This is a genomic window from Flagellimonas flava (genome assembly GCF_900129665.1).
GTDB lineage: Bacteria > Bacteroidota > Bacteroidia > Flavobacteriales > Flavobacteriaceae > Flagellimonas > Flagellimonas flava.
On the sequence record NZ_FQWL01000002.1, the window covers coordinates 59,615 to 70,659 of the forward strand.

General features: G+C 43.1%; 12 protein-coding genes. 7 read left to right on the forward strand and 5 right to left on the reverse strand.

Annotated elements, in window-relative coordinates:
* The first annotated feature begins 36 nt into the window (after nucleotides 1-36).
* Nucleotides 37-1,803: an aromatic amino acid hydroxylase gene (locus tag BUC10_RS06135; RefSeq protein ID WP_073177353.1), complete on the forward strand. Its 1,767-nt coding sequence runs from the start codon at nucleotides 37-39 to the stop codon at nucleotides 1,801-1,803.
* Here BUC10_RS06135 and BUC10_RS06140 read toward each other — a convergent pair.
* From BUC10_RS06140 to alaS, 4 genes are read right to left on the reverse strand one after another with little or no spacing between them, the layout of a single operon-like run.
* Nucleotides 1,771-2,397, reverse strand: coding sequence for a DUF4230 domain-containing protein (locus BUC10_RS06140; RefSeq protein WP_073177356.1), 627 nt, complete (start codon nucleotides 2,395-2,397; stop codon nucleotides 1,771-1,773). The genes BUC10_RS06135 and BUC10_RS06140 overlap by 33 nt on opposite strands.
* Nucleotides 2,398-3,357: a GSCFA domain-containing protein gene (locus BUC10_RS06145; RefSeq protein WP_073177359.1), complete on the reverse strand. Its 960-nt coding sequence runs from the start codon at nucleotides 3,355-3,357 to the stop codon at nucleotides 2,398-2,400. It lies immediately after the preceding gene.
* A 9-nt stretch (nucleotides 3,358-3,366) separates the two neighbouring features.
* On the reverse strand, nucleotides 3,367-4,020 hold the full coding sequence (locus BUC10_RS06150; RefSeq protein ID WP_073177361.1) for a hypothetical protein: 654 nt from the start codon (nucleotides 4,018-4,020) through the stop codon (nucleotides 3,367-3,369).
* A gap of 3 nt (nucleotides 4,021-4,023) precedes the next feature.
* Nucleotides 4,024-6,648, reverse strand: coding sequence for an alanine--tRNA ligase (alaS, locus tag BUC10_RS06155; protein ID WP_073177364.1), 2,625 nt, complete (start codon nucleotides 6,646-6,648; stop codon nucleotides 4,024-4,026).
* A gap of 104 nt (nucleotides 6,649-6,752) precedes the next feature.
* Between alaS and BUC10_RS06160 the strand changes: the two genes are divergently transcribed.
* The 6 genes from BUC10_RS06160 to BUC10_RS06185 all read left to right on the forward strand — a co-directional run bounded on the left by BUC10_RS06160 (nucleotide 6,753) and on the right by BUC10_RS06185 (nucleotide 10,447).
* Entirely contained in the window at nucleotides 6,753-7,730 is a 978-nt protein-coding gene (locus BUC10_RS06160) for a M23 family metallopeptidase (protein WP_073177366.1), read from the forward strand.
* The gene (locus BUC10_RS06165; RefSeq protein ID WP_073177369.1) at nucleotides 7,730-8,059 is read left to right on the forward strand and encodes a MerR family transcriptional regulator; all 330 of its coding nucleotides are present in this window, start codon (nucleotides 7,730-7,732) and stop codon (nucleotides 8,057-8,059) included. The genes BUC10_RS06160 and BUC10_RS06165 overlap by 1 nt, the downstream gene beginning before the upstream one ends.
* Before the next feature lie 25 nt (nucleotides 8,060-8,084).
* The gene (locus BUC10_RS06170) at nucleotides 8,085-8,684 is read left to right on the forward strand and encodes a LemA family protein (protein ID WP_073177371.1); all 600 of its coding nucleotides are present in this window, start codon (nucleotides 8,085-8,087) and stop codon (nucleotides 8,682-8,684) included.
* 2 nt (nucleotides 8,685-8,686) lie between these two features.
* Nucleotides 8,687-9,124, forward strand: coding sequence for a TPM domain-containing protein (locus BUC10_RS06175; protein ID WP_073177373.1), 438 nt, complete (start codon nucleotides 8,687-8,689; stop codon nucleotides 9,122-9,124).
* On the forward strand, nucleotides 9,105-9,890 hold the full coding sequence (locus BUC10_RS06180; protein WP_073177375.1) for a TPM domain-containing protein: 786 nt from the start codon (nucleotides 9,105-9,107) through the stop codon (nucleotides 9,888-9,890). Before BUC10_RS06175 ends, BUC10_RS06180 begins: the two co-directional genes overlap by 20 nt.
* A gap of 77 nt (nucleotides 9,891-9,967) precedes the next feature.
* Nucleotides 9,968-10,447: a hypothetical protein gene (locus tag BUC10_RS06185; RefSeq protein WP_073177377.1), complete on the forward strand. Its 480-nt coding sequence runs from the start codon at nucleotides 9,968-9,970 to the stop codon at nucleotides 10,445-10,447.
* 11 nt (nucleotides 10,448-10,458) lie between these two features.
* Here BUC10_RS06185 and BUC10_RS06190 read toward each other — a convergent pair whose 3' ends face one another.
* On the reverse strand, nucleotides 10,459-10,866 hold the full coding sequence (locus tag BUC10_RS06190; protein ID WP_073177379.1) for a nuclear transport factor 2 family protein: 408 nt from the start codon (nucleotides 10,864-10,866) through the stop codon (nucleotides 10,459-10,461).
* Nucleotides 10,867-11,045 lie beyond the last annotated feature (179 nt).

Below are 11,045 nucleotides of genomic sequence, written 5' to 3' on the forward strand. Positions count from 1 at the left end.
TTTATATTGGTTTCCCTTCAATTTTAATCGATTATTATGGAACATCCCGCGTACGAGAGCAACCCTATTCTAGATAAACTACCAGAACACTTAAAACAGTTTATCAAGCCCCAGAACTATGAGGAATACACTCCTATTGACCAGGCCGTTTGGCGGTATGTTATGCGCAAGAACGTGGATTACCTAAGCAAGGTTGCCCACAAGTCGTACGTGGAAGGTTTGGAAAAAACCGGGATTTCCATCGACAACATTCCCAATATGTATGGAATGAACCGAATTCTAAAGGAAATTGGTTGGGCTGCAGTGGCTGTGGATGGTTTTATTCCTCCTGCTGCTTTTATGGAATTCCAGGCTTACAATGTACTTGTCATTGCATCCGATATTCGCCAATTGGAAAACATTGAATACACTCCGGCGCCAGATATCATTCATGAGGGAGCAGGACATGCCCCCATTATCGCTAATCCGGAGTATGCAGAATATTTAAGACGTTTTGGGGAGATAGGATGCAAAGCCATTTCCAGCGCCAAGGACTATGAACTTTATGAAGCGGTACGGCATCTTTCCATCATTAAGGAGGCTGCAGGAACTCCAAAGGAAGAAATTGAAAAAGCCGAGCAGAAAATTGAACAGTTGCAGGAAAACATGGGAGAACCCAGTGAAATGGCCCTGATACGCAACCTACACTGGTGGACTGTGGAATACGGATTGATTGGCGAAGTAGAGCAACCAAAAATCTATGGCGCCGGATTACTTTCGTCCATTGGGGAGAGCAAATGGTGCATGCAAACTGACGTAAAAAAGCTCCCCTATACCCTGGAAGCGGCGCAAACCGCTTTCGATATCACCAAACCCCAACCCCAACTCTTTGTAACGCCCCACTTTGCGCATCTAAGCCAGGTCTTGGAGGATTTTGCCAATTCTATGGCACTACGCACTGGTGGTCTTTCCGGGGTTAAAAAACTCATTGCTTCCCGTGCCTTGGGCAGTTTGGAGCTCAGTACTGGACTCCAAATCTCCGGGGTTTTCAATCATGTTTTGGAACACAACGGAAAACCCATTTACATCAGGACCGTTGGACCTACCGCACTTGCCTACAGGGACAAGGAACTCGTTGGGCATAGCACCTTGGAACATGCCGAAGGTTTTGGCTCTCCCATAGGCAAATTGAAAGGCATTAATCTAGCCATTGAAGATATGGGTCCACGTGACCTCAAGGCCTATAAAATCTTTGAGGAGGAGGAAGTGAGCCTGGAATTTGAAGGCGGTGTAAAGGTCGAAGGCACCATTGTAACAGGCACTCGAAACTTACAAGGCAAAATAATCCTGATCACCTTTAAGGATTGTAAGGTTACCCATGATGGCACCATATTATTTTTACCGGAATGGGGGCTGTACCACATGGCAGTTGGTCAAGATGTGGTTTCGGCCTATAACGGCCCGGCAGATCTTCAAAGTTTTGACCTTATCAACCATAAATTAACGGAGACAACCATAAAAAAGACCAGTGACGAGGAGCGCATCAAGTTGGAAGGCTACTACCAACGTGTTCGTGAGTATCGCGAGGGCATTAATACCTATATTTCCCGCGGAAAATTATTTGAAGAGTTCAAAGCGGAATTTCCATTGGATTGGCTACTACCGGTGGAACTTTACGAATTGGCTAAAATAGGTCAACGTGAGACCTTGACAGGTGAGATAAAATCCCATTTAGAAGACATCAAAAAACAAAGACCGGAGGTGGGACATTTGATTGATGATGGTTTGGACCTAGTCGACAACAGTGTTTCGCTCAAGGTTTAGCGTATTCATAGTATCCGGTTTCATTCCATCAATCACCAATTTCCATCCCAAGGAATTGGTAAGCACATAGATGCGGGAAAGCTCACTCATCAATCTATTCTGGGCATTGGAGCGCAAGGTGGAAGCATCAATCTTTTTTTGCAACGAAGTATTTACCTGATCCCGAATGGCATTGTAATCATCCGCATTAAACGGATTAAAATAGTCTGCCGTAACATCGTAGTATTCAAAATCAGGGTGAATCTTGATTTCAGGTTCCGGTATTTTGGTTATCCGAATAGTGGTTTGTTCCTCATCCACATCATATTGAATCTGGGACAAATCGTATGCAATGGTAACCTCGGCATTAGCCACTACCAAGGCCTTTTTATCCGCTGTAACCAAACTACCAAACAATTCCTTTGAATCAGCATAGTTGTAGACTTCCACAAAATGCCCCTCCGTAACAATAAGTTTAGAAACGTTCTTCAGTTCCTGTTGAATCAGCAAGGAACTCTCTTTGAGGATTGCCTGTTCCGCATTGTAATCGGCACAGGATTTATACACCAGAATAGAAGTTATTGCAATAAGGGCGCCTAGCAGTACTTTTTTCATCTATCCAAAATTCATGAAAGGATATCTCTCTTTAAGATACGCAATTTTTGACCGCAGGGATGCTTCAAACTTTTGGTGCGACTCGGATTCTGGATGAAACGGTCGGTGTTGCAATCCCTTTTGCACCGCATCCACCTTATCCATTTCCGGATAGCTGGTTTCAGCAATCCAAACCGACTTAAACTTTTCCCAAATGTAATCTACCGCCAATTCGTTGGGATGGACCAAGTCTTTGCCATAAAAGCGGTAATCACGGAGTTCATCCATCATGATCTCATAACTTTCAAAATACGACAGACGAAGTTTGAAGTTAGAATGGCTCATAAATCCATGAAGGGCGGCCAAAAGGTGTGCCTTGCTTCTTTGGTTTTCCACAAATCCGTCCTTGAGGTGCCTTACAGGTGAAACCGTGAAAATGATTTCCGCCTGTGGATTTATGGATTGAATTAACCCTACGCTATTTTTTAAACTGGTTTCAATTTGGTCGACAGATAGAAGTTCCTTTTGAAACTCTTTTTGGGGCACTTTATGGCAGTTCGCCACCATTTTTTGGGTGGATTTATTCCGATATCCCCAGGCCGTACCCAACGTAATCAAAATATGTGAAGCCTCGGTTAACCACTTCTTGGTTTCTGTAAGTCCTGAATTTAGGTTTTGAAGCAATGCCTCCCCGTTTCCACCATGTATTTCGGAATGTGCATCGAAGCACAACCATAGTCCATCTTGCTCAAAACTTTCCTTGTGTGTATACTCTTGCTCTTTTACCGCTCTGGAAATCAGGTTTTCTATGGCCAAGGGCTGAAATAGAATCCCAAAAGGGTTTTGTTTGTGTTGGAATTGATAGTAGTTCAGTTTCGACGCTATGTTTTCGGCAAAACAAGAACCCAAAAGAACCACCTTACTTTGATAGGTCAGTGGAGTTTTGGACTTTTTAAGTGGAATTTGGGTTTGTAGTTTCATAGCCGCAAGTTACTTGCAGTTATCAATGCTTTTGATCATATCCTTGTATTGATCTTCCAATTGGGTCTCCAGTTGGTCCATAAAGCTCAAAACCCTGATCAAATCGTCAATGGATTTGTTTCCCAAAGCTTCAGTTGCTTTATTAAGTTCGTTTTTAACAAGGTTCTGCGTGTGATATATTGCCTGCAGTTGATAAAGGCAATCATATCCAAACTCATGGAAAATCCCAGTGGATTTTGAGATTTCCCACGCTATATCACTCAGATCCGTCAGCTCCAGGAATATGGTAGTATCCCCTTCATACCTATACTTCCCATTTCCTACAGATACCGAGTCTTCGGTCTTCATTAAATCAGGATAGGCATCAACAAATGCATTCCATCTCTGTGGTGTCAAAAGCAATTCATCCTTATCGTTCTTCAGGCTATTCAATTCCTGGAAAAACTTGGGAATCTTTTGGTTTTCAGCATGATTTTCCACCAGTTGCTTAAGGTTGGACTCCATTTCTACCTTGATTTTCGCCAATGCAATTTCCTTGTTCTTTTCTATGGATCTCGATGTATTCCATTCGTTGAACCAAATGGCCAAGTTAATACCAACAAACAACAAAAGGATTTCTCCAAATATGTATTTCCAATTGATATGCTTTAGCTTAATGGGCACTTATTATGTGGTTGCTTTTATAATTTCAAGGGCATTGTCCAATGCTGCTGGTATACCTGATGGGTTTTTCCCGCCGGCCGTGGCAAAAAAAGGCTGTCCACCTCCGCCACCTTGGATATGTTTGCCCAATTCGCGAACTATGGTTCCAGCGTTCAATCCCTTGTTGGACGCCAATTCCTTGGAAATGTAACAGCTCAACAATGCTTTTCCATCTTTTTCGGCTCCCAACAGCAAAAACAAATTGGAAACTTGTCCTCCCATTTCAAAGGCCAGGTCCTTAATACCAGCGGCATCCAAATCCACCTGTTTGGCCAAAAATTGAATGCCATTGATATCCTGAAGTTCGGAAATCAACTCACTTTTAAGTCCCTTAGCCTTGTCCTTGAGTAATTGCTCTATCTGCTTTTTTAAGGCTGTGTTTTCTTCTTGTAGACTTTCCACCGCCTTCACCGGGTCTTGCGCCTTGTTCAACAAATCCTTGATTTCAAACAACATACGGTTGTTCTTGAAATAGAACTCCTTAACCGCATCGGAAGTAATGGCCTCAATCCTGCGGATTCCCGCTGCAACGGCACCCTCCGATACAATTTTAAAATGCCAAATATCCGCCGTGTTCTTTACATGTGTTCCCCCACAAAGCTCAATGGACTGCCCAAAGCGTACGGTACGTACAGTATCACCATATTTTTCACCAAAGAGTGCCATGGCACCTTGATCCATTGCCTCTTGAATGGGAATACTCCTGTTTTCTTCAAAAGGCAGTTGCCCTTCTATTCGAGCATTGACAAAATTCTCCACATCCCTAAGTTCCTTGGTGCTCAACTTGGAAAAATGGGAAAAGTCAAAACGCAAATATTTTGAATGCACTGCCGAACCTTTTTGTTCCACATGGTTTCCCAGCACTTCCCGGAGTGCTTGGTGCAACAAATGGGTGGCCGTATGATTACTGGCCGTGCGCCAGCGTTGTTTCTTGTCTACCGAAGCCTTAAAAGTACCCTTGGTATCCTTGGGCAAATTCTCCGTGAAGTGGACAATTTCGTTATTTTCTCTTTTGGTATCGATGATATAAATAACATCTCCATTAGATGCTTCTAAATAACCTTTGTCGCCAACCTGTCCTCCACCTTCGGCATAAAACGGGGTAAGATTAAACACCAACTGATATTGATCACCACCTTTTTTACTGCTTACCTTTCGATACTTCACCAATTTCACATCTGATTCCAAAACATCATAGCCCACAAACTCCTGCTCGGAATCCTCCAAAAGCACTGTCCAATCCTCCTTGGAAACTTCTGAAGCCGCCCTGGAGCGATCCTTTTGAGCTTTGAGGGCCGCTTCAAACCCTTTTACATCAAGATGGTATCCTTTTTCCTCAAGAATCAATGAGGTTAGGTCGATTGGAAACCCAAAAGTATCGTAGAGTTCAAAGGCTTTCTGGCCATCAATGGTTTTTTCTTTGGAAGATTTGATTACCGAATCCAAAAGGACCAAACCTTGTTCCAGGGTACTTAAAAAGGAACTTTCTTCCTCCTTAACTACATTTTCAATCAGCTGATATTGCTCCCTAAGTTCTGGAAACGCCTTGCCCATAGTTTCACCCAACACTTTGACCAAACGATAAATAAACGGTTTGTTCGTGCCCAAAAAGGTAAACCCATAACGAATGGCACGTCTAAGAATCCTTCGGATGACATATCCAGCCCCATTGTTACTTGGGAGCTGCCCATCCGCAATGGAAAAGGCAACAGCCCTAATATGGTCCACCACCACTCGAATGGCTATATCCGTTTCCTCATCCTTGCCATACTTTTTACCCGTAATGGTTTCAACCTCCCGAATCAAAGGGGTAAAAACATCGGTATCGTAATTGGACTGGACACCTTGCAGCACCATACAAAGCCGCTCAAAGCCCATTCCGGTATCCACGTGTTTCTCTGGAAGACTTTCCAGCTCTCCACTGGCTTTGCGGTTATATTGCATAAAGACCAGGTTCCAAATCTCCACAACTTGCGGATGGTCCTGATTGACCAGAGAGGCACCCGGCACTTTGGCTTTTTCCTCAGCTGAACGAATATCTACATGGATTTCGGAACAGGGACCACAAGGACCTTGATCTCCCATTTCCCAAAAGTTGTCCTTTTTGTTCCCCATGATGATTCGATCCTCGGGAACAATGGCTTTCCATAAATCAAAGGCCTCTTTATCCATCTCCAACTTATCCGCATCATCGCTGCCCTCAAAAACGGATACATACAGACTGTCCTTATCTATTTTATAAACTTCGGTGAGCAATTCCCAGGCCCACTGAATGGCTTCTTTCTTAAAATAATCCCCAAAACTCCAATTGCCCAACATCTCAAACATAGTGTGGTGGTAGGTGTCTTTACCCACTTCCTCCAAGTCGTTATGTTTACCACTAACCCGTAAGCATTTTTGGGTGTCCGAGACACGTTTGGATTTGGAGATGGAATTTCCAAGGAAAAACTCCTTGAACTGGTTCATTCCGGCATTGGTGAACATCAAAGTTGGATCGTCCTTCATGACCATGGGAGCCGATGGAACGATTTTGTGTTTTTTTTCTTTGAAAAAATTTAAAAATGCCTGTCTGACTTCTTGGGATGTCATTGAAAATCCTAGGGTTTTATTAAATTTAACACTTTAAGCAAAACAATTTTTATATTTGTTTGTTCTGATAAAATGAATGCGCAAAAATAGGATAAAATCCCTTCATGTCTAAAGTTAAGTACTATTACGATCCAGATACGCTTTCCTATCGGAAGATTGAACCTAAAAAGTCCAAGAAATACCGGAATCTTTTCTTTTTCATTTTAGGCTCGGCCCTATTTGGGTTATTAGGTCTTATCGTCTTATTGAACACAAGTTGGCTGAACACCCCTAAAGAACTCTCCCTAGATCGGGAGGTGCGCAATTATGAGCTTCAATTTGAGATATTGACAAAGAAGATGGAGCAAATGGAGCAGGTCTTGGCCAATATTGAAGATCGGGACAATAATATTTACCGGCTATACTTTGAGGCCAATCCAATCCCAGAGGAACAGCGCAAAGCTGGTTTTGGTGGGATAAACCGTTATAAATCCCTTGAAGGTTTCAACAATTCGGAAATTATAACCAATGCTACCCAGCGATTGGACATTATTCAAAAACAGATGGTGATCCAATCCAAATCGTTGGACGAAATTGCCAAACTGGCGGAAGAAAAAGAAAAATTACTAGCTGCCATTCCAGCTATCCAACCTGTGCGAAACGAGGATTTGACCCGGATGGCTTCTGGATATGGATGGCGCTCCGACCCTTTCACAAAGGCAAGAAAAATGCATTGGGGCATGGACTTTACCGCCCCTCGCGGTGTTCCCATTTATGCCACCGGTGATGGTGTGGTAAAACGCGCAGACAATCGTTCCTCGGGATATGGAAAGCACATTCGTATTGATCACGGATATGGCTATATGTCACTCTACGCTCACTTGAGCAAATACAATGTAACCAAAGGTCAAAAGGTTAAACGCGGTGACCTGATTGGTTTCGTCGGAAATACAGGACGTTCGGAGGCACCTCACTTGCACTATGAGGTCTTTAAGGACAAAGAACGTATCAACCCCATCAACTTCTACTACGGAAGTTTGACGGCGGAAGAGTTTGAAAATATGCTCAAATTCGCCAATCAAGAGAATCAATCCTTGGATTAATGCATGTAGACCTTCCCGAAAAACGATATTATGGCATTGGCGAAGTGGCCAAAGCTTTTGGGGTGAACACCTCTCTGATTCGTTTTTGGGAAAAGGAATTTGACGTACTCCAACCCAAGAAAAATGCCAAGGGTAACAGAAAGTTCACTCCTCAAGACATTAAAAACTTACAACTCATTTATCACTTGGTAAAAGAACGTGGATTTACGCTGGAGGGGGCCAAAATCCATCTGAAAGAGGATAAGCAAAAGACTTTGTCCAACTTCGAGGTCATTCAAAAACTACAGAAAGTAAAGGCCGAATTGCTCAAAATCAAAGAACAACTATAACACTATAAACACTAAAACCGAGAACATGAAAAAAGGAATACTATTTGTCATAGTCCTGATTGTCCTTGCCGTCATTTTGGGTGGCTGGTACGTTAGAACCAATAACACTTTGGTAGACATGAAAGGACAGGCCACAAAACAGTGGGCAAACGTGGAAAGTTCGTATCAGCGAAGGAGCGATTTGATCGGCAACCTGGTCAAAACCGTTCAAGGAGCTGCGGATTTTGAACGCGGCACCCTAAAAGACGTTATTGATGCTAGGGCTAAAGCCACCTCAACCACTATAGATGCAAATAATATCACTCCAGAACAACTTGCCGCTTTCCAGCAAGCCCAAACCGGACTTTCTTCGGCATTGTCCAGATTGCTGGTCACGGTGGAACGGTATCCAGACCTAAAGGCAAACCAAAACTTTTTGGAGCTGCAATCCCAATTGGAAGGCACCGAAAACCGTATCAATGTGGAGCGGAACAGGTTTAATGATCTAGCTGGGGAGTACAACATCAAAATTGAAAAAATCCCAACAAATATTATTGCGAGCATCGCCAACTTTGATGCACTGGCTCTGTTTAGCTCCAACCCGGGTGCAGAAAATGCCCCAGATGTCAATTTCGATTTTAACTAAACATGTCCAAAGTAGAGGAATTTTTATCCGCAGCTGAAGAGGAAGAAATTGTAAATGCAATCCTTGATGCTGAAAAGAACACTTCCGGGGAGATTAGGGTACATATTGAGGCTACCGCCAAAATAGACCATTTTAGTCGCGCCCAGCAGCTGTTCCACTTTTTAAAAATGGATAATACCAAGGAAGCCAATGGCGTTCTGGTCTATGTTGCCGTGACGGACAAAAAGTTCGTCATCTACGGGGATTCAGGTATAGATAGGGTCGTACCCAAAGGTTTTTGGGAATCCACTAAGGAAGTCATATCAAATCATTTTAAGAAGGGAGACTTCAAAGAAGGAATTGTAGAAGGGGTAAAACGGGCCGGTGAGGAATTACAAACTCATTTCCCATGGGACCAAACAGACACCAATGAATTGAGCGATGCCATATCCAAAGGTTAACCTTTTTGCAGCCCTACTAATTGTTTCCATGGCATGGGGACAATTTACAATTCCGGAAAAGCCAAAACTACAGACCAGCGTTTACGATTATGTGAACCTTTTGCCGGTAAACCAAAGCAAAGCTCTGGAACAAAAGCTCATTCGGTATTCGGATACCACCTCCACACAAATCGTCATTGCCATAATTGGTTCCACGCAAGGGGAAAACATCAACTTTCTAGGTGCCCAATGGGGTCAGAAATGGGGCATTGGCCAAGCCGATAAAGACAATGGAATACTAGTACTTCTGGCCAGGGATGACCGAAGAATAGCCATCAATACCGGATATGGTGTTGAAGGCTCCCTGACCGATTTTATGTCGAAACGAATCATAGAGTCCGTAATCATACCTGAATTTAAAAAAGGGGATTATTATAGCGGTCTTAATAAAGGGGCAGACGCCATTTTCCAAGTTTTAAATGGAGAATTTGATGAAGAACGCACCTTTGGAAACTCAAACGGTTTTTCGTTTAAAGCCTTACTACCCTTCCTCATCTTTCTAATCATACTCATCATTCTTTCTAGGAAAAACCGGAATAACCGGGGTGGACGGGGTGGAGGAAGAAGGCGTGGTCCAGACCTTTGGGACATGATTATACTCAGTAATATGGGACGTAGTTCTGGGTCTTCTGGAAGATTTGGAGGAGGTGGATTCGGTTCCGGCGGGTTCGGGGGTGGATTCGGCGGAGGAGGATTCGGTGGAGGTGGTGCCTCGGGGGGATGGTAATTTAGGACCTATGTTAAGGTTTGCCCTAGAACGCAACATTTGGTCAACCACTACATCTTATCATCAAAAGTGATACTATGAACTTTAAAACCCTTCTGGCATATAGTTTACTTTTCGGTACTCTTTTAAGCTGCAAAAATGACGACGCGGAAGATTGCTCCCTAGTGGATTGTCTGGGCGTGGATAATTCCATCTATTTTGAAATCATTAATGGAAATTCACAAGAAAATCTGCTCACTAATGGCACATTCCAAACATCGGACATTACCGTTCGGGATTCAAACACCGATATGGTGGCATTTGAAATTCAAAACGATTTCCAAAATGAAGCTTTCCTAGTTATTGACTTGGATGATGAGGATTTTGGGGTACAGGAGTACCAGGTCAGGGTGGGCAATGACGTAAACTTCACACTTGCTCTGGAGACTTCTTTTATGGAAGCTGGTGCATGTTGTGGACCTTATACCGGGACCGAGGAAATCAACCTCACAGGAGTAGCCGGAGGATTTGGGTCATTGGGGACCCTTCCTTTAACCGTAACCATATTGGTTCCCTAGAAGACAATAAACTAATCCACCCTCTTATAGAAAATTTTGCTCACAATTTTCCATTCCCCATCAATCTTGAGCATGTTCATAAAATCCACAAAGGTGAAATCTGGATACTCCAATTCCAAACGAGCGTTCGCTGCATGACCTGATACCGTGATTTCGGCTATCCGATTTTTTCTGTTTACTCTTGGACCGGGCTTCATTCCGCTAAAGAACTCCAAGGCATTCACTTCCTTGTATCCTTCATCGGTAATGTACTTCATCGTTGCTGTTTCGTGAAAAGCCTTCTTCAATGTATCAAAATCCTTATTGGACCCCCCTTCCATGTAGTAGCCCAAGGTTTGCTGAATCAGTTCATAGTCTGACTGGGCTTGCACAGAGGTGAAAAGTCCGATGGAAAAAAGAAAAAGAAGAAAATTGCGCATGATATTCGTTTTATGGTTGTTAGGTCATCAAGATATTATTTTTACGCCTCCCCTTTTCCTAGCAAAATCATAAATGTTTCATAAGGTTCCGTCCATCCCAACATACCATCCGTAAATCATAACACGGTCTTCATAAGATCGGAAGCCCCTTCTCTCCTTTTTTAAGCTATCTTGTCTTT

Coding starts and splice junctions, on each gene's coding strand:
- BUC10_RS06135 (WP_073177353.1), top strand. CDS start 37: ATGGAACATCCCGCGTACGAGAGCAACCCTATTCTAGATAAACTACCA.
- BUC10_RS06140 (WP_073177356.1), bottom strand. CDS start 2,397: ATGAAAAAAGTACTGCTAGGCGCCCTTATTGCAATAACTTCTATTCTG.
- BUC10_RS06145 (WP_073177359.1), bottom strand. CDS start 3,357: ATGAAACTACAAACCCAAATTCCACTTAAAAAGTCCAAAACTCCACTG.
- alaS (WP_073177364.1), bottom strand. CDS start 6,648: ATGACATCCCAAGAAGTCAGACAGGCATTTTTAAATTTTTTCAAAGAA.
- BUC10_RS06160 (WP_073177366.1), top strand. CDS start 6,753: ATGTCTAAAGTTAAGTACTATTACGATCCAGATACGCTTTCCTATCGG.
- BUC10_RS06165 (WP_073177369.1), top strand. CDS start 7,730: ATGCATGTAGACCTTCCCGAAAAACGATATTATGGCATTGGCGAAGTG.
- BUC10_RS06170 (WP_073177371.1), top strand. CDS start 8,085: ATGAAAAAAGGAATACTATTTGTCATAGTCCTGATTGTCCTTGCCGTC.
- BUC10_RS06175 (WP_073177373.1), top strand. CDS start 8,687: ATGTCCAAAGTAGAGGAATTTTTATCCGCAGCTGAAGAGGAAGAAATT.
- BUC10_RS06180 (WP_073177375.1), top strand. CDS start 9,105: ATGCCATATCCAAAGGTTAACCTTTTTGCAGCCCTACTAATTGTTTCC.
- BUC10_RS06185 (WP_073177377.1), top strand. CDS start 9,968: ATGAACTTTAAAACCCTTCTGGCATATAGTTTACTTTTCGGTACTCTT.
- BUC10_RS06190 (WP_073177379.1), bottom strand. CDS start 10,866: ATGCGCAATTTTCTTCTTTTTCTTTTTTCCATCGGACTTTTCACCTCT.